This is a genomic window from Peribacillus sp. B65 (genome assembly GCF_058513295.1).
This window is the reverse complement of record NZ_CP195840.1, coordinates 1-17,650: the sequence shown is the minus strand read 5'-3', so window position 1 is coordinate 17,650 and position 17,650 is coordinate 1. Positions and strand designations below refer to the sequence as shown.

The window sequence follows — 17,650 nt, the reverse complement described above, 5'->3', positions numbered from 1 at the left end:
CCAAGCGTGTTATGGATTTTTAAATACCCATAAACCACATTGGGTGGACACCAAATGTAAGGATGTGGCGAAGTAAAAAACGGATCATGTAATTAAAAGCAATAGATAAACATTAAAGTAATAGGGTTCTCCTTGCTTTTTTCGTTAAATGATTACATTTATGGGTCATAATCTTTAAAACAAAGCGTTTGAAAAGCTTTCTGCTGAAGAGTCCTGTATTCAAGATATAATCTCCGTGATAGACCACTAATTATTACAACAACGCAATTATCAAGTCAGAATCCTATATGGGCTATTTAGTAAATGAAGCTTGTCTATACCATTTTTTTGGAATATGCATAACATAATATAGATTTTTTAATATGAAAAAATTTTATAAGAATGGAGAACGATAATGGCAAATGGATGTAACCAAAATCCGATAGGGACTTGTTCGGAAGCGGAAGGAATCAATACAACTGCTAATGGGACAGCCTCTCATGCTGAAGGAATGAATACAATTGTTAACGGGACTGCTTCTCATGCGGAAGGAAGTACCACAACTTCAGGTGGTAATGCTGCACACACAGAAGGGTATGATACCGAAACAACAGCTGATACGGCACACGCAGAGGGAACTACTACGACAGCAAGCGGGGTAGCTTCCCACGCGGAGGGATATCTGACTACCGCTAGTGCAAATACTTCCCATGCGGAAGGAAGTGAAACAATTGCGACGGGAAACTCCTCCCATGCGGAAGGGTTTCGGACAACGGCCACAGCTAATACGGCACACGCAGAGGGAACTACTACGACAGCAAGCGGAGTTGCCTCACATGCGGAAGGTTTTGCAACAAATGCAAGTGGAGATAATTCGCATGCAGAAGGTAACAATACAACAGCAGCCGGAGCTAATTCACATACAGAAGGTTTGAATACGCAAACAACAATCAGCGGTGTTAACGCACATGCGGAAGGAGAAGGAAATACAGCAAGTGGCAGGGCCTCCCATGCGGAAGGAGGCGGAGTAGATCAAATGGGTAATCCAGTTCCCACCTTAGCAAGCGGGGATGGTGCTCACGCAGAAGGCATAGGGACAACAGCTAGTGGACCTGCTGCACACGCAGAAGGCTTCCAAACCTCTGCCAGTAATCCTGCTGCCCATGCTGAAGGAATTAGTACAATTTCCAGTGGAATTGGTTCTCATGCAGAAAGCGTCAATACAACTGCGAGTGGATTTGCTTCCCACGCGGAAGGGTTAAGTACAACGGCCAGTGGAAATGCTTCCCATGCCGAAGGGGAGGGTTCAGTAGCCAGTGGAAATCGTTCTCACACGGAAGGGCAAAGTACATCTGCCAGTGGAGAAGCTTCTCATTCCGAGGGGGTTGCTACAAACGCAAGTGGAACAGCCTCCCATGCAGAAGGGAGAGAAACAAGGGCATTTGGGGAAAATTCACATGCAGAAGGATTCCTGACCACTACGGGAAATGCAAATGATTCGACACTGGGGTTGAATGCCCATGCCGAAGGGGAAGGTACAACGGCTAGTGGAAGGGCCTCACACGCTGAGGGTGGAGCAAATGATCAAGTAGGTAATCCAGCCCCGACGTTGGCCAGTGGGAATAGTGCTCACGCGGAAGGAGTTGGTACAACAGCAAGTGGATTTGCGTCTCATGCGGAAGGGGGAACTCCAGACATAACCTTTTTACCAGGACCGATAGCAAGCGGAAACTTTTCCCACGCAGAAGGCGTTGCAACATTCTCCAGCGGCCTTACTTCACATGCAGAGGGAGTAGGAACAATCGCCAGTGGTGATACCTCCCATGCTGAAGGTAACTTTACCTCAACAAATGGTTTTGAAGGAGCCCATATTATGGGAAGAAACGGAGCTGTTAACGATTTAGATGGTGACCCAACTTTTTCGTGGAATGTAGCTTTCGGAGCAGAGCCGTATGACACTACAGGACTAGTTGGAAAACTTCTGAATAACGGTAATATGTTCATTGATGGGGCATATGGCACTCCGGCGGGTGATTACGCAGAGATGTTTGAAACTGCTGATGGAAACCCAATTGATGTTGGCTACTTTGTTGTAGCATCAAATGAAGACAAAATTCAGAAAGCCACTTCAACCGCCCCTTTTATTTTGGGCATTACTAGTGCAACACCTGGTGTATTGGGGAATAGTGGAGGTTTGCGCTGGCAAGGGAAATATCAAATCGATGAATGGGGAAGAAAAAAATACCATGATGTCACTCTTCCACCCCAAAAAGACAAAAAAGGGAATGTGATTATTCCAGAAAGTACAGTAAAGCAACCCATCCTTAATCCGGATTGGAACCCTAACCAAGAATACGTTTCTCGTGTAAACCGACAAGAATGGGTGGCTGTAGGGCTAATTGGTCAAATACGGGTTCGAGATGATGGAACATGTGAAACTCATGGATATTGCTGGCCAAATGATGATGGAGTCGCAACAAAAGCGGAGAAAGGATATTTTGTATTAAAGCGTACCGGACCGAATCAAGTATTGGTCTTGGTCACTCCACTTCAAAAAAACTAAATAGTTAATACCATTGCAAATCGGTCAGTTGATGAAGTTTAAAGGACTTATGAAAATATAAAAAAACAAAATTCCAGAAAGATACAAAGAATTAGGATTGAACACTTTGATATGGGGAGGTTCCTTTAAAAGTTCTGGGCAACCGCAAAATTGAAGTGAATGCTTTGTTGTTATAGAGGGGATTCAATATGGATCTCTTATATTATAAGAAGAAACTCGGTAGAATATATTTAGATTATATAACTGATAATTGTATCCAAGCGTGTTATGGATTTTTAAATACCCATAAACCACAATGGGTGGACACCATAATATAAGATGTTGTGCAGTAAAATGAATTCTACATTTTAAACGGGTCATGTAATAAAAAGCAATGGAGAACCCTTATGTAATGAGAGGTTCTCCCTTAGACGTCATCCATGAAGGGTGTATAGGCCTTGAACAGCGTTAATCATGTTCCCAACATCTATCTTCAATAATAATATGGGGGATTGGGCTGGTATTGATAGTTGTATGCCGGGGCAGTATATAGTTGGTTATCATAGTGATTAATATATTGAGGATATTGCTGCATCTCTTCATCGGCTCGATGGCAGCTGACTGGCGGACCGATGAATGTTGATGGCTGAACCGGTGCAATTGCTTTTTTCCATTGGTTTTCATCCATGCAATAAGTATGTGCCATAATATTTGCCGGCGTCAATTTCAAGATATCCGAACCGAGGATCACCTCAGGTGTTGGTGCATTAAAAATGGCAAGCAAATGAGTATTATCCGTATTAGCCACTTCATAATGCCACCAACCTTGTGGGACATTGGCTACTTGACCGGGTTTAATGGGATAATTTTGTATTTGTTTTGTAAAAGGATTCAGTAATGAAACGGTTGCCGCTCCAGAAATGCAATACACGAGCTCTGCTGCATTTTGGTGATAATGCGGTTCTACGACATTGTCTGTACTAAGGTAAATATCTAATAATGAAACATTTTCGAGTGTGTTCAATTGTTTGATACCTAATACATTGATATAGTTTTGATTGTCTTTTTTCATTAAATTGCTTTTATTAATATCGAAAAAGTATTGTGTGGATGGTGAGGTATAGTCCATATAGGAGACCATGAATTTATCATTCCTTTTTTTAAGACTTGATTTTTCAGGATATGTAAAATCTCATTTTAATGTGCAATAACCCAGTGGGTTTATTGCCTATGGAACTGATAAGGGTTGCTGATGATGCTGTGATAGGCAGTGACTTAGAGTAACGTAATAGTTATGGTTATTATATCAATATTATTTTATATATTTTAAAACTGAAACTACTAAACTGAATTTTTGATATAATCAAACTTTTGATTAGCGTAATTTTCCCATTGCATGACTTTAAATTACAGTGATATAATGTTCTCTGTGATTTTAAAGTTTAACATAGGAAGTGGCTAAATTGTCGAACAATTCAAAAGAGAGTAAATTCGTCCCGTACGTCTCTGCATCTAAATCTTTACCGGAATTGACTGCAACTGCAATCATTCTAGGGATCATTCTTGCAATCGTATTCGGGGCGGCAAATGCATACTTAGGCCTACTTATTGGTTTAACTGTCTCTGCTTCAATACCCGCGGCGGTAATTTCAATGGCTATATTAAGAGGGGTTTTTCGCAGGGATTCAATATTAGAAAACAATATTGTGCAAACGATGACCACAGCAGGTGAGGCTATTGGTGCCGGTGCTGTATTTACCATTCCAGCATTATTCATGTGGGACATGGACGTGAGTCAAGCATTCATCATTTTCGTTGTATTAACTGGGGGGTTTTTAGGGGTCTTCATGATGGTTCCACTTCGCCAGCTTTTGATTGTAAGGGAACATGAAACATTACCTTATCCTGAAGGTACGGCATGTGCCGAGGTCCTGAAATCAGGAGAAAAGGGTGGTACAAGCGCCAAGCTGATCGGAGCCGGCTTGGTTATCGGCGGTGTGGTTAAAGGACTTGGTGATGGGTTTAAGCTTTTCAAGACTGAGGTTGAAACAGGAATCACGAATTTTAAAAATGCAGTGGTTGGTCTTGATGCCTTTCCTTCCCTTTTGGGTGTAGGTTATATTATTGGACCGCGTGTTGCAGGACAAATGCTAGGTGGGGGTTTATTAGCCTGGGTCGTTCTAATACCGGCCATCAGCTTTTTTGGCGGAAGCAATGGTACAGCCATTTTCCCTTCTGAGGTACCGATCGGTGAATTGGATGCATGGGGAATTTGGGATAATTATATACGCTACATTGGTGCTGGTGCCGTTGCAACTGGCGGATTGATCACATTGATCAAAACATTACCAATACTTTTCAGTTCAGTTTTCGATACTCTTAAAGGTGTTAAAGCCAATAAAGGACAACTAAAATCAGGTTCGATCCGTACAGAACAAGACATACCGGCTAAATACGTTTGGCTGGGAACGATCATCGTTATTTTAATCATTGCTTTCACACCTATCACGGATGTAGGAATCATCGGTGCGATTGCAATTGCGATTTTTGGGTTTTTATTCGTGACAGTGGCTTCAAGGGTTGTTGGGATCGTCGGAAGTTCTTCTTCCCCAGTTTCAGGAATGACGATAGCCACACTATTGATTGTAGCGATTGTCTATAAAGCTACTGGTTTTACTGGTACGACGGGAATGGTAGCCGCTTTAACCGTCGCTGCGATCATTTGTACTGCACTTGCGGTTTCAGGTGATGTTTCTCAAGATCTAAAAACAGGATATATCGTCGGCGGAACACCATGGAAACAACAAGTTGCCATGATGATCGGTGTTGTTGCGTCAGCTTCTGTCATTGGTTTTATCCTGGTTCTGATGGATAACGCATATACGATGGGATCTGCAGAACTGCCTGCACCTAAAGCGGCACTAATGAAAATACTGGCTGAAGGTGTTCTTGGGGGAGATTTACCTTGGACACTCATCTTTATCGGTGCGGCTATTTCGATCACATTAGAATTTTTCGGTCTAAATTCACTTGTTGTTGCTGTCGGCATTTACTTGCCGGTTCATACGAGTGCCCCAATCATGATCGGTGGATTTATTCGTTTCTTCGTTGAGTTTTTCTCGAAAACAAAAGAAGCGCTTAAAGCACGGGTTGATAGAGGTGTATTATTTGCATCTGGTTTAATAGCGGGTGAATCATTGATTGGTGTTCTTATTGCCATATTGATCGCAGCAGGTGTCCAAGTTCCGGCTGCGGCTAAATTAGCCAGCAATTTGCTACCTTTCCTATTATTCCTTGCTCTAGCTGGATTGCTATGGTTCGTATCCAGCAAAGGGAAAAAAGAAGATGCTTCGTAAAAGCCAATCAAAAAAGAGGAACCTGTTAACCATGGTTCCCCTTTTGGAAAAACGCGTCACTATGGTACAAGAATCTTCGGAAGCAACTTTTTTAGTCATTCAAAGGACCAATTTTGTGGAACGAATTACAATTCGTTTCTTTAAACAACCATCAGTCCGCAAAATCAAGCTTGATAAGTTTGGGGCATATGCCATTAAACAGATGGAGTTCCAAAGAAATGTAAATCAGATTTCTGAAGCGATGAGTGAACATTTTGGAGAGGAAGCAGAACCAGCTTTACCGAGGTTGATGAAATTCCTGGAAATTCTAGAGGTTCATGATTGGATCATATGGAATGATGAAGAAAAAAAATGAAAAAAGCTGAAGCTCTTTTGATGCTTCAGCTTTTTTCTGTTTTAAATTTGATGGAAATCAAAAATTTTCACTGGTTTACGACATTCTAATAATCTACATTTTTACAAAAATGAACTCTGAGTATAATTATTTGTAACTGATTTATATATGTTGTATTCTTGTACTGTCAGTCAGGATAAAATATTCATATTTTGAAGAGCAGGTGGATTATTATGGGAAGAGTACAAGGAAAAGTAGCATTAGTTACAGGTGGAGCTTCAGGTATAGGGTTATCCATATCCACACTAATGGCTAAAGAAGGCGCAAAAGTCGTGATTGCTGATTTTAACGAAAAAGGAGCGAAAGAAGCGGCTGAAAACATTAAAAAACAAGGTGGGGAAGCGTCTGGAGTGTTCTTGGATGCCGGACAAGCAGATTCCATCCAGGCAGCAGTCGACTTTACCATTGAACAATATGGAACGGTTACGGTACTTGTTAATAATGTGGGGTCAACTAACCTGCATAAAGATCTGGATGTCGTGAATTTAGATTTGGAAGAATGGGACCGACTTATGGATGTGAATTTAAAAAGTGTGCTATTGGGCAGCAGGTTTGCGATTCCTCACATGATTAAAGCGGGAGGAGGTTCGATAATCAATACGGCCTCCATGGCTGGATTTACAGGTGACTCCGTACGATCTGCATATGGCGCGTCCAAAGCGGGGGTAGTGAATTTGACTCGTTATATCGCTGCACAGTATGGTAAAGATCATATTCGTTGTAATGGAGTGGCACCAGGTCTTATTTTAACTCCTGCAGCGAAAAATAATATGCCTCAGGCCGTACTCGATATTTTTGCTAAATTCAATGCATTGCCATATCATGGTGAAGCGGATGATATCGGTTATACCGTACTATTCCTTGCATCTGACGAGTCTAAATTCATTACAGGTCAGACGATCCAAGTGGAAGGCGGTCATTATATGGCCAACCCAAGCATCTCTGATTTTAATGATTATGTAACGAAAGCAAAATCCAATTAATTTTCTGGACATTCATATAACAAAACCTTACCCTGGAAAAGATCAATCTTATCCGGGGTTTTTGGTTAGGAAGCCCTTTATTTAAAAAACATGAAGCAGGTGCATTAACAATGGAAGAAACGAATTATGACGAAATGCTGAACATCAAAACGGAAGGTGAACAAAAAAAATTCAATGATTCTTTGCATTATCACCGATACGAACCTACGCCTTATAGCGCATTAGAACATTTATTCAAAAAATATGCACTGAAAAGAAATGATCGCATTGTGGATTTTGGATGCGGTAAAGGACGCTTGAATTTTTTCATCCATCATTTATATCAATCATCTGTGGTTGGCGTGGAGATGAATGAAAGTTTCTATAAAGAAGCGATCGAGAATCTGAATGGCTACATGAAGAAAAGGAACAACAACTATGGCAATATAGAATTCCACTGCTGTTTGGCGGAAGAATATGATATTGATACGAATGACAATCGCTTTTATTTCTTTAACCCGTTCTCGGTACAGATCTTCATGAAAATCATCAATAACATATTGCTTTCCTTTGAAAAAGAACCGCGCCAAATCGAACTGATTTTATTTTATGCTTCACAGGATTATATTTTTTTCCTCGAAAACCAAACCGCCTTCGAACTGAAAGACGAGGTGATGTTACCTGGCTTGACAGAATCTAATCCTTTTGAAAAATTCGTCATATACCAATTGTTAATTTGAATGGATACTCGTTTTTGGGTGATAATCAAGCAAATATTAAAAGCACCCAAGCGATATTTCATTGATGCTTGGGTGCAATGAGTAACGAACCGTGGTGGGTACTTAATTTACAGTGTATTGTAAAATCCTTACTTTTTTTGCATCTCCTATTCCATTTTTTATCTTTTGGTTTTATGCTCTTCTATTTCTAAGGATGAATCACTTTGTTTGTGGGCGAGGTTCTAGTTTATAGTTTGTAAGCCATAGTAAACATAAAAAAATTAATTCAAATGCATTGGTAACAGCCGAACTTTCTATGGGAATAGGGATGGCACTTCCAACTATCATGACTATAACTCCTAAAAGCATCCAAATCCAACGTGTTCTTATAAATATGCAGATGCTAATCACCAATAATATAAAGGTAACAATAAGCACCATTAAAGGTGGGCCTGAAGATTCCTCACTAACATATCTTAAAACACCATACTCGTAGATTGGTACAAATGTCTTATGCATATTTTCAATAAATTCATAGATGATAAGCCCAGCTGTAAGGAAAAGGAAAAAGTAGGGTGTTATCATTTTTTTTGTAAAAGGAATATGTATCCTTTTCGCCATTCCCCATCCAAACAAAATCAATGTGGGAGTGATAAATCCATGACTCCAGAAACGTAATGCATTTAATGACTCCAACAAATGGCCATCACCAATGAACTTTCCAGAGGCAATAATTAAGTTATCCACGATAAGCCCGAAAGTAACTAGAAGAAGAAAGCTTGAATACGAAAAGAGTTTACGGTCCTGTCGAAGTAACATCATTCCCATGATAAAAAGAATAATATAAATGATTGAATAACAAAAATATAAAATAGTATCCAACTAATTCACCCCCTATATTGTTTTTTTCCATACTATAATAGAACAAAACATATCACAAAAAATAACTTTAAATATAATTTTAATTTAATGTGAAATTCATATTCAGGAAAGATTGTAAATACCTATACGGAGAATATAATGGGTAGGCTTTATATGTGGTTTTTATAAGTATCAAAGGTCTACATAAGAAACTTTATATTTAAACAAGGATGGAAGCATTGCATGAAAAATGCCCATAAATAGCGATATTACTGATAAGCAGCCACTGAAATACGTGCACAGATTGTGTAATAACTCTCAATGTGGACTCAGACGAACTACGTTTCCGAAAAACATGTGGCAATGTTCGATAGCTGGCATCCAAACAAAGAGAGAGGATTCGTACAGGGTGGGTACACCTAATAAGGTGAGATATAGCACAGCAAGTAAATAAACTTGAAAATGATGGAGATAATCCCCCTTTGTCATAAAAATATTCAAAAGAGAAGGAAGTTAGATGTAAAGTTTAAGGACAGGGTGAATGAAAAGCAATACTAGTAGCTGTGTGTGTCCATAACATCAAATTTTATGAATAGTGAGGTATAAAATGAAAAAAGTTATTAAATATATTCTCGTTAGTATAATTGCATTAATGATTATCGCTTTCGGCGGCTTTTACATATGGTCAAAACAAACATACAAGCCATCAGATGAATTGTATGCGTTAGTTGGAAAGGGGAATATAAAAAAGGAAAATGGGTTTGTCACATTCGAACCAACAAAAACTAAGAAAGTGGGCATTGTCCTGTATCCAGGTGCCAAGGTTGAGCCGGAAGCATACGGATATTATGCAAAAGAATTATCGAAAGAGGGATATACAGTCGTTATCCCGGATGTGAGGTTCAATTTCGCTTTGTTTGATAAAAATAAAGCAGTGGAAGCTAAAGATGCATATCCAGCTGTGGAGAAATGGTACGTTGCTGGACACTCGTTAGGAGGAGTAGCCGCCTCCGCATATGCATATGAAAATCCAAAAGAGGTGGAAGGAATTATCCTCCTCGGTTCATATCCCAGTAACTCGAATGACTTTTCAAAAATGAAGGTTCCTATGCTATCGTTATATGCAGAACATGATGGGCTATCTACAGTAGAGAAGATTGTGAAGACAAAGCACTTACTATCTAAACAGGCTAACATGCATAAGATAGCGGGGGGAAACCACGGTCAATTTGGTGTATACGGAAAGCAAAAGGGAGATAATGAAGCGACTATCTCAGCTAAGAAACAACAAGAAGAAATGATAGTTGTCACAAAAAAATGGCTTAATCAGAATGGGGAGTAAGTAAAATTCAGCTTGAGCCATGAGAAAAAGGACCCGTTATTCTAAGATGATGTAGAGATGCCCTCAATGAATTAATTGGGGGCATTTTCATACCGAATAATATTTGGTCTTGGAAACAATGAAGCAAAGGGATCCGGTATGCGGAAAAAGGGGGGGGTGTAGACTAAACGACAAGCACCACACCTCCCCGGTCCTGATTATTGCTTTCGCGTTATTTGTTTAATATATGCATATTTGTAAATTCACTCATTTAATGAGTGTATTTGTAAGTATGTAAATAATTATCCGGACACACAACGAAAAGAGGCAATCGTTATGATTGCCTCTCTCAAGAAGAAAAACGAGTGTGCATGAAGTTTGTTTCAGTTGATTTCAGAAATCCGCTCCCTTTTTCTGCAAAGCCTCATCAATGCAAGCGGCTGTGGGGTCTCGGCTAGCCAGTTATTCGGAGGAGTGGCGCAAATTTCTTCAATCCAATGACGTTTCACCCATTAAAAAAGTAAAAAACATGAAGGGTAACAAAGTCTTCCGAGCCTCCTTTTATCAACAAAAGGGAATCTATCTAAACTTTAAAACTAAGTTGATTGGAGTCGGTGTTCGAGCCTCCTGCGGAAGGCGAGTGCCTGGAGTGGAATTCAACGTTCCAATCTTACAAAACCCTAAAAAAATCGAGTATGTTTACAGTCCGGGCTACCTTAATTAATAAGGCAGCCGTCTTATTTTATATAATAATATTCAATAGTTCCGCTCGATGACAAAGTGCGCGCGATCGCCTCTAAAGAGAGTTTTAGAGAATTCAATGACCGATCCGTCATTCTCATATGTGTAAGTTTCCAATGAAAAACAAGGTGAGCCGTTCGGTACGTCCAATTTGTCAGAAATGGAATCGTCGGCAAGTGAAAACTCCAAGTGTTCGACCGTTTTTTTTACTTTTAAATTGAATTGTGTCTCAAGTACTTTAAAGAGTGATTTTTCGCAGGCTTCGATATTAAGCCCGGGTGTTTTATACCAAGGGAGATAGGCAATTTCATATTGAAGGGGGATATCGTTTACGTAACGTATCCGTTCCAGTTTATTTACGGGGTCTCCAATATTTTGTTTGAAAAGCTTGGCAAGGGTAGCGTTTGCTTCGATCACCTTTAAGCTAATGACCTTTGTAGAAGGGTTTTTTCCTTGCATCGTGACTTGCTCAGAGAACTTTTCAACCGTGCTTGAAAGAAATTGCTTCACTTTATTTTCCGAAACGAAAGTACCTTTGCCCTGAACACGGTAGATGTAGCCTTCGACGTTCAATTGCTGTAAGGCCGTGCGAACTGTTGTCCTGCTTACTCCGTATATTTTACAAAATTCTGCCTCAGTCGGTAATTTTGTATTTGTTTGATATTCGCCATTTTTTATGAGATCGATAATTGATTCCTTAACTATGGAATGCAATGCCGCTTCTTTATTCATGGTCTCCACAGTGATTCCTCCTATGCTTATTCCCAATATATACATATAGATTATCTCGGATAAGTTCAATAATCAACTTTAATTCACAAATTTGTAGTAACAAATTAAAAATTGTGTTGATATTTTTTTGATTTGTAACTACAATGTATGTATGGAGGCAATAATACCCATTTCATATTCAAGGGAAGTGATAAAAGTAACATCGATTATAAAAAATGCGGTTTAGACTTACTTGAAAATACTGAATAATCAATCATTAAAAAGGGGGGTAATTTCAATGAATATCTTATTATGTTGTTCTGCAGGGATGTCTACTAGTTTATTAGTTACCAAGATGGAGGAAAGTGCTAAAAAACAAGGGGTAGAGTGTCATATATGGGCAGTTGGTTCTACAGAAGTTAACAATGAAATAGATAAGGCCGATGTTATTTTATTAGGGCCGCAGGTTAGATATCTTCTTTCCAAGCTACAGGAAGCGGGGAAAGAAAAGGGAATTCCAGTCGCAACCATCAATCCGATGTTCTATGGACTATGTAATGGTGAAGAAGTGCTAAAACAAGCCACTACTTTAATAAAAGGAGAATAAGGATATGATGACTTTTATTGATAAGTATATTATGCCTGGGGCGGTAAAGGTAGGAAATAACCGGCATTTGCTTGCAATTCGTGACGCATTGATTGGAATGATAGCGATTACAATGATCGGGTCATTCGCCGTCCTGTTTAATAATCTAGGGCAAGTCATCAAGCCTTACGGAAGAATGATGGAGGCCATCTTCGGTCCTGCATGGAATACGCTCGGCGGTGATATTTGGTTTGGAACCTTTGCATTCATGACGGTATTCGCTGTATTCGGCATTTCTTATAAATTGGCACGATCATACGGTGACGATGGTTTTGAAGCGATGCTGGTATCCGCAGCCTGTTTCTTCTTACTATTGCCTCAAATCGGAAATGTCACTTTAACCATCGATGATAAGGATGTTACTGGCGGGGCCTGGGGTTTTGTAAGCGTAAACTATTTTAATGCTACAGCCCTCTTTACAGGAATTGTCGTTGCCTTGATAGCCACTGAAATATTTGTGAGACTTTCCCGAGTGAAGTATTTAGTCATCAAGCTTCCTGATGGAGTACCTCCTGCGGTTGCCCGTTCATTTGCAAAGTTAGTGCCGGGTATGGCAACGATCTTTATCGCTGGTATATTCGGACTGCTGTTCCGTAAAGCTACGGATGGGCAGGTATTGAATGACTGGTTGAGTAAAGTGATCGTATCTCCATTACAAAGTGCAGTAGATTCATTGCCATTCGCTATTTTACTAGTATTTCTTGTTCATTTATTATGGATGATCGGTTTGCATGGACCCAATATCCTTGGTGGGATAACGACACCGCTTTTTGAAAGTTCAGGAGTGAAAAATATCGATTTATATGCAAAAGGCGTCAAAGACATGGACCAATACGGGGTATTGGCGGGTTCTTTCCTGGATGCATTTGTTTATTTAGGCGGATCTGGTGCAACATTGGGCCTAATCATTGCAATGATCATTGCCGGCCGGAAACGGTATAAACAGATGATTGCACTCGGAGGGGCACCAGGAGTGTTCCAGATTAACGAACCCATTCTTTTCGGATTGCCTATCGTTCTGAATCCAATGTGGTTCATCCCATTCGTTCTCGGCCCGGTAATTACAACTGTGATCTCTTATATCGCGGTAAGCAGCGGAATGGTTTTCCCGATCGTCGCTAAGATTCCATGGGTTACCCCGCCGATTGTGGGTGGATTCCTGGCCACAGGCGGACATGTATCTGGAGCGGTTTTGGCTGCAATCAATCTAGTCATTTCAACAGCTATTTATTTACCATTCGTTTATGCTCAAGTGAAGATAGACACCAAAAATGAAACAAAGCTTACAAAAGATTCAGAAACGCTAAGCCTTTAAGAAAGTAGTGATGAAAAATGGAAAAAGAAGAATTATACCAGCTATCCTTTCAATTGATTTTATATAGTGGGAATGCGAGAAGCTTTGCAATGGAAGCGTTGCAGGAAGCAAAGAAAAAGGATTTTGATTCTGCACGTTTGAAAATCGCGGAGGCGGAAACGGAATTACTGCAGGCCCATAAATACCAAACTCAATTAATCCATGCCGAGGCGGGCGGGGACCATTTTGATCTTCCCATCATCCTAGTGCATGCACAAGATCATTTAATGACGGCGATGACAGTAAAGGATCTTGCACTGGAAATGGTCGATCTACGCGAAGAATTCTTACATGCAAATGTTGTGAAGGAGAGGACTGCCGAATGAGCAAGGGGCTGAAAATTGTCACGATTGGTGGAGGATCGAGCTATACGCCAGAACTGATCGAAGGATTCATTAAATATCATGAAGAACTTCCCGTGAGTGAAATTTGGCTCGTTGACATCGAAGCGGGAAAGGAAAAGCTTGAAATTGTCGGGAATCTGGCAAGAAGGATGATTGAAAAGGCTGGTGTGAATATTGATGTCCACCTCACGCTAGATAGAAAGAAAGCGCTTAAAGGCGCAGATTATGTAACAACCCAGCTGCGGGTTGGCCAGCTCGCAGCAAGGGCACTTGATGAAAAGATTCCATTGAAACACGGAGTGATCGGACAGGAGACGAATGGGCCTGGTGGTCTTTTCAAGGCTTTTAGAACGATTCCCGTCATTCTGGATATTGCTCATGAAATGGAGGAATTATGTCCGGAAGCATGGCTGATTAACTTCACGAATCCTGCTGGAATGGTAACCGAAGCAGTTCTGCGTCACAGTAATATTTCCAAAATCATCGGACTTTGCAATGTGCCGATTGGTATGGAACGAGGTGTTGCGGATTTAATGGATGTAGAGCCATCAAGAGTCCGGATCGACTTTGCCGGCTTGAACCATATGGTTTACGGATTGGATGTATTCGTTGATGGGGAGAGTGTCAAAGATCAAATCATCAATTTGATTACGGATCCAGCTAAAGCTGTCACGATGAAGAATATCCATGCAATGGGCTGGGAGCCGGAATTCCTTAGAGCGTTAAATCTGTTTCCGTGTCCATACCACAACTACTATTACAAAACGGGGGATGTGCTGGCCCAAGAATTGAAGGATGCAGAAAAAGGGGAAACACGTGCAGAGGTCGTTCAAAGACTTGAAGCAGGTTTATTCGAGCTATACAAAGACCAGGATCTGGCTATCAAGCCGCCGCAGCTTGAAGAGCGCGGAGGTGCGTACTACAGCGATGCGGCTGTACGGTTGATTTGCTCGATGCATACGGATAAGCGAGATATTCAAGCGGTAAATACGGTCAACCATGGTGCGATAGAAGGCATCCCTTACGGCTCGGCGATTGAAACCAGTTGCGTGATAACTAAGGATGGACCTAAGCCAATCAACGTAGGAGAGCTTCCTGTCGCTGTCCGCGGATTAATTCAGCAAATCAAATCCTTTGAAAGGGTAGCCATCGAAGCTGCAATTTCGGGGGACTATGATACTGCGTTGCTTGCCATGACGATCAATCCACTCGTTCCAAGTGACCGGGTTGCAAAACTTATCTTAGACGAAATGCTGGAGGCACATAAAGATTATCTGCCGCAGTTTTTTGAAAAAAAGGAGTTGCAGGATAATTTATCATGATTGAAGTCCTTGTAAATGCAGATGATTTCGGGTTAACTAAAGCGGTGAATTATGGGATTTTGGATAGCCACAAATATGGAATTGTCAATTCGGCAACGATCATGATGAATGCGCAAGCAACGGAGCATGCGATCGAAATCGCAAAGAAGACACCATCGTTGAAGGTAGGTATACACTTAGTGCTGACATGGGGGAAACCTTTGTTGAGTGATGTTCCGAGTTTGGTTGATGAAGCTGGTTTCTTTAAGAAGCAAGGGTTGGTATATGGGGATCCTGCCGGTATTTCCTTGAGCGAATTGGAGAGGGAGTGGTCAGCACAAATCGAAAGATTCTTGGAATTTGGTCTATTCCCGACTCATTTTGACAGCCATCATCATGTACATGGGATCACAGCATTTCTACCGGTTATTAAAAAGCTGTCAGATAAATATGGATTGCCAGTGCGTAATGCCGGAAGGCACCTTGCTGGGATTCAAACCGTTACAGATGTATTCCTGGATGATTTTTATGGAGAAATGGTGGTTGAAGATTACTTTCAAAACTTGAAGGGGAGGGTAATGGATGGGGCGAGCGTGGAGATAATGACTCACCCTGCTTATATGGATGAAGAATTAATGGAAGTCTCCTCATATAATGATAAACGTTTAAAAGAAACACGGATCCTGACAAATGCGAAATTACCTGAGGGATTTTTCCTTAGATTCAGCATCAACCAGGTTAACATTTGAATTTTGATAAATACATCCCTTTAATTGCAAAAGAGGACCATTCATCCAAATGATGAATGGTCCTTTTAAATTCAATGAGTGCTTTATCTTAAAAATTAATAAGCCAAGCTGAATAGGGCTTTGATGTGTGATAGATAGCGAACATTACTTGCTTCTTTCATCAATGTAGCCGGAAGTCCTTTAAGGGACGTGTTATTGGCCCCAACCGTTGCCACCGCATCCTTACGGCCAAGGCTCGCAAGCGTACCTGAGTTTACAGGCGAAAATGCTTCAAGTTTCTTGCCTTCAAAGGCTGCAAATAGGTTGTAACCAACAAGCTCACCCATTTGCCAAGCATTTTGAGCAGTAGGAGCGTATGGCCGGCCGCCTTCTGGAGGGAAAGCCACGGCACTGTCGCCGACAACGAATACGTCTTTATGGGATTTGGATTGCAAATACTCATTAACGGTTGCTTTGCCGCGATCCACTTCAAGGCCTGATTCGCCTACGATAGGAAGAGCCGCAACTCCGCCTGTCCAAACAAGCGTATTGGCCGTTATCGTTTGTCCATCTTTCAATTCGATTTGATTGCCTTTAACACCCGTTACAGGCAGACCTGTCAAGAATTCAACGCCGCGTGCTTCCAAGCTTGTCATCGCACGTTCGATTAAGTGGTCAGGCAGGACCGGAAGGATTTTTGGACCTGCTTCCACTAGCTTGATTTTCAAGTCCTTGAAGTCCACTCCGAACTTTTTGGCGATTTTAGGGAAATGGTCCACGATTTCACCGATTAATTCGACGCCCGTCAAGCCGCCGCCGCCGATCACGATGGTTGCGTCCGCTTCATTATTCGTTTGTGCATATTCGCGAATGCGATCTTCGATATGTTTGTAAATCTTGTTTGCATCATTTACGGATTTCAAGACCATGCTGTTTTCCTCAAGTCCCGGAATGCCGAAGAATCCTGTTTGGCTTCCCAAAGCAACAACCAGGGCATCATAAGATAAAGTGGAACCATTGGCAAGTTTCACTTCTTTGTTATCGACTGAGAAAGACTCCACTTTGGAAATGACAAGGTCGATATCTTTTCCTTTGAAAAGCTTTTCCAACGGAATGGAAACGGCTTGTTCGGAAATGGATCCGCCTGCAAGACGGTGCAATTCGGTGATGATTTGGTGCGTTGGAAATTGGTTCACCACTGTAACCTGCACTTCATCTCTTTTGTAATATTCACGTACGGATAAGGCAGATAGCAATCCAGCGTAACCTGCACCTAAGATGACGATTTGTTTTGACATAGTTAATCCCCCGTCCTTACTGATTGAAAGTTAATCAAATTATTTTTGGTTTTTACGTTCTGAAGAGACTTCAAGAAAAGCTTGGGCGAAACGGAAAAGCTTTTGTGCTTGCGGATCTTTCATCATTCTTAACAGACCAAAAAGACCGATCACATCAGTATTCGCTTCTGCACGATCCTTAGCTTCGATGGCATTAGCCGCAAGACCTTTCACTGAACCCACTACAGGTGTAGCGATCTCCGAAATGGCGCTGACCGTATCATTTTTCAAGACATCATCAGTCGCAACCGATTGAGCGAAATCATAAGACTTTGTTAAAATATTCACTAACTCAGTCAGTTTTGGTAACTGCTCAACTAAAGTGTTCAATGATTCCTGAACCTCAGGCTTTAA

Annotated in this window: 17 protein-coding genes; 11 read left to right on the top strand and 6 right to left on the bottom strand. The window is 41.0% G+C overall.

Annotation, left to right across the window (positions count from 1 at the left end; genetic code table 11):
- The first annotated feature begins 394 nt into the window (after positions 1-394).
- Complete coding sequence (locus tag ACSR9O_RS00085; RefSeq protein WP_491723770.1) at positions 395-2,542, top strand: peptidase G2 autoproteolytic cleavage domain-containing protein; 2,148 nt, start codon at positions 395-397, stop codon at positions 2,540-2,542.
- 472 nt (positions 2,543-3,014) lie between these two features.
- Here ACSR9O_RS00085 and ACSR9O_RS00080 read toward each other — a convergent pair whose 3' ends face one another.
- A complete protein-coding gene (locus ACSR9O_RS00080; protein WP_491723769.1) occupies positions 3,015-3,662 on the bottom strand; it encodes a cupin domain-containing protein in 648 nt (215 codons plus the stop codon).
- 322 nt (positions 3,663-3,984) lie between these two features.
- Between ACSR9O_RS00080 and ACSR9O_RS00075 the strand changes: the two genes are divergently transcribed.
- The 4 genes from ACSR9O_RS00075 (at position 3,985) to ACSR9O_RS00060 (ending at position 7,973) form a co-directional block, all read left to right on the top strand.
- Positions 3,985-5,877, top strand: coding sequence for an OPT family oligopeptide transporter (locus ACSR9O_RS00075; RefSeq protein ID WP_230177458.1), 1,893 nt, complete (start codon positions 3,985-3,987; stop codon positions 5,875-5,877).
- Positions 5,867-6,232: a PqqD family protein gene (locus ACSR9O_RS00070; RefSeq protein ID WP_101224716.1), complete on the top strand. Its 366-nt coding sequence runs from the start codon at positions 5,867-5,869 to the stop codon at positions 6,230-6,232. The genes ACSR9O_RS00075 and ACSR9O_RS00070 overlap by 11 nt, the downstream gene beginning before the upstream one ends.
- Positions 6,233-6,444: 212 nt before the next feature.
- Complete coding sequence (locus ACSR9O_RS00065; protein WP_101224717.1) at positions 6,445-7,254, top strand: SDR family NAD(P)-dependent oxidoreductase; 810 nt, start codon at positions 6,445-6,447, stop codon at positions 7,252-7,254.
- Positions 7,255-7,364: 110 nt separating this feature from the next.
- Positions 7,365-7,973 carry a methyltransferase domain-containing protein gene (locus ACSR9O_RS00060; RefSeq protein WP_452445184.1) on the top strand — a complete coding sequence of 203 codons (609 nt, stop codon included), beginning with the start codon at positions 7,365-7,367 and terminating at the stop codon, positions 7,971-7,973.
- Between the two features lie 198 nt (positions 7,974-8,171).
- Here ACSR9O_RS00060 and ACSR9O_RS00055 read toward each other — a convergent pair whose 3' ends face one another.
- Entirely contained in the window at positions 8,172-8,834 is a 663-nt protein-coding gene (locus ACSR9O_RS00055; protein ID WP_232782997.1) for a hypothetical protein, read from the bottom strand.
- A 586-nt stretch (positions 8,835-9,420) separates the two neighbouring features.
- Between ACSR9O_RS00055 and ACSR9O_RS00050 the strand changes: the two genes are divergently transcribed.
- Complete coding sequence (locus tag ACSR9O_RS00050; protein WP_491723768.1) at positions 9,421-10,155, top strand: alpha/beta fold hydrolase; 735 nt, start codon at positions 9,421-9,423, stop codon at positions 10,153-10,155.
- A 362-nt stretch (positions 10,156-10,517) separates the two neighbouring features.
- On the opposite strand, the gene ACSR9O_RS00045 is transcribed toward ACSR9O_RS00050, so the two are convergent.
- Positions 10,518-10,643: a hypothetical protein gene (locus tag ACSR9O_RS00045; protein ID WP_491723767.1), complete on the bottom strand. Its 126-nt coding sequence runs from the start codon at positions 10,641-10,643 to the stop codon at positions 10,518-10,520.
- 247 nt (positions 10,644-10,890) lie between these two features.
- Positions 10,891-11,607: a GntR family transcriptional regulator gene (locus ACSR9O_RS00040; RefSeq protein WP_101224747.1), complete on the bottom strand. Its 717-nt coding sequence runs from the start codon at positions 11,605-11,607 to the stop codon at positions 10,891-10,893.
- A gap of 277 nt (positions 11,608-11,884) precedes the next feature.
- Between ACSR9O_RS00040 and ACSR9O_RS00035 the strand changes: the two genes are divergently transcribed.
- From ACSR9O_RS00035 to chbG, 5 genes are read left to right on the top strand one after another with little or no spacing between them, the layout of a single operon-like run.
- Positions 11,885-12,193, top strand: a complete 309-nt coding sequence (locus ACSR9O_RS00035) for a PTS sugar transporter subunit IIB (protein ID WP_048684685.1) — start codon at positions 11,885-11,887, stop codon at positions 12,191-12,193.
- A 4-nt stretch (positions 12,194-12,197) separates the two neighbouring features.
- Positions 12,198-13,547, top strand: a complete 1,350-nt coding sequence (locus ACSR9O_RS00030; protein WP_034313464.1) for a PTS sugar transporter subunit IIC — start codon at positions 12,198-12,200, stop codon at positions 13,545-13,547.
- Positions 13,548-13,564: 17 nt separating this feature from the next.
- Positions 13,565-13,912 carry a PTS sugar transporter subunit IIA gene (locus tag ACSR9O_RS00025; RefSeq protein WP_491723766.1) on the top strand — a complete coding sequence of 116 codons (348 nt, stop codon included), beginning with the start codon at positions 13,565-13,567 and terminating at the stop codon, positions 13,910-13,912.
- Entirely contained in the window at positions 13,909-15,252 is a 1,344-nt protein-coding gene (locus ACSR9O_RS00020) for a 6-phospho-beta-glucosidase (protein ID WP_101224721.1), read from the top strand. Before ACSR9O_RS00025 ends, ACSR9O_RS00020 begins: the two co-directional genes overlap by 4 nt.
- Entirely contained in the window at positions 15,249-15,980 is a 732-nt protein-coding gene (gene chbG, locus ACSR9O_RS00015) for a chitin disaccharide deacetylase (RefSeq protein ID WP_101224722.1), read from the top strand. Before ACSR9O_RS00020 ends, chbG begins: the two co-directional genes overlap by 4 nt.
- 95 nt (positions 15,981-16,075) lie before the next feature.
- On the opposite strand, the gene ACSR9O_RS00010 is transcribed toward chbG, so the two are convergent.
- Both ACSR9O_RS00010 and ACSR9O_RS00005 read right to left on the bottom strand, forming a co-directional pair.
- A complete protein-coding gene (locus tag ACSR9O_RS00010; protein WP_253510542.1) occupies positions 16,076-17,257 on the bottom strand; it encodes an NAD(P)/FAD-dependent oxidoreductase in 1,182 nt (393 codons plus the stop codon).
- A 39-nt stretch (positions 17,258-17,296) separates the two neighbouring features.
- The coding region (locus ACSR9O_RS00005) for a helical membrane plugin domain-containing protein (RefSeq protein WP_230178959.1) at positions 17,297-17,650 on the bottom strand (354 nt) is incomplete at its 5' end.

What these genes read in the sequence shown, in the direction of transcription:
- ACSR9O_RS00085 (WP_491723770.1), top strand. Translation starts at nt 395, where the DNA reads ATGGCAAATGGATGTAACCAAAATCCGATAGGGACTTGTTCGGAAGCG.
- ACSR9O_RS00080 (WP_491723769.1), bottom strand. Translation starts at nt 3,662, where the DNA reads ATGGTCTCCTATATGGACTATACCTCACCATCCACACAATACTTTTTC.
- ACSR9O_RS00070 (WP_101224716.1), top strand. Translation starts at nt 5,867, where the DNA reads ATGCTTCGTAAAAGCCAATCAAAAAAGAGGAACCTGTTAACCATGGTT.
- ACSR9O_RS00065 (WP_101224717.1), top strand. Translation starts at nt 6,445, where the DNA reads ATGGGAAGAGTACAAGGAAAAGTAGCATTAGTTACAGGTGGAGCTTCA.
- ACSR9O_RS00060 (WP_452445184.1), top strand. Translation starts at nt 7,365, where the DNA reads ATGGAAGAAACGAATTATGACGAAATGCTGAACATCAAAACGGAAGGT.
- ACSR9O_RS00050 (WP_491723768.1), top strand. Translation starts at nt 9,421, where the DNA reads ATGAAAAAAGTTATTAAATATATTCTCGTTAGTATAATTGCATTAATG.
- ACSR9O_RS00040 (WP_101224747.1), bottom strand. Translation starts at nt 11,607, where the DNA reads ATGAATAAAGAAGCGGCATTGCATTCCATAGTTAAGGAATCAATTATC.
- ACSR9O_RS00035 (WP_048684685.1), top strand. Translation starts at nt 11,885, where the DNA reads ATGAATATCTTATTATGTTGTTCTGCAGGGATGTCTACTAGTTTATTA.
- ACSR9O_RS00030 (WP_034313464.1), top strand. Translation starts at nt 12,198, where the DNA reads ATGATGACTTTTATTGATAAGTATATTATGCCTGGGGCGGTAAAGGTA.
- ACSR9O_RS00025 (WP_491723766.1), top strand. Translation starts at nt 13,565, where the DNA reads ATGGAAAAAGAAGAATTATACCAGCTATCCTTTCAATTGATTTTATAT.
- ACSR9O_RS00020 (WP_101224721.1), top strand. Translation starts at nt 13,909, where the DNA reads ATGAGCAAGGGGCTGAAAATTGTCACGATTGGTGGAGGATCGAGCTAT.
- chbG (WP_101224722.1), top strand. Translation starts at nt 15,249, where the DNA reads ATGATTGAAGTCCTTGTAAATGCAGATGATTTCGGGTTAACTAAAGCG.
- ACSR9O_RS00010 (WP_253510542.1), bottom strand. Translation starts at nt 17,257, where the DNA reads ATGTCAAAACAAATCGTCATCTTAGGTGCAGGTTACGCTGGATTGCTA.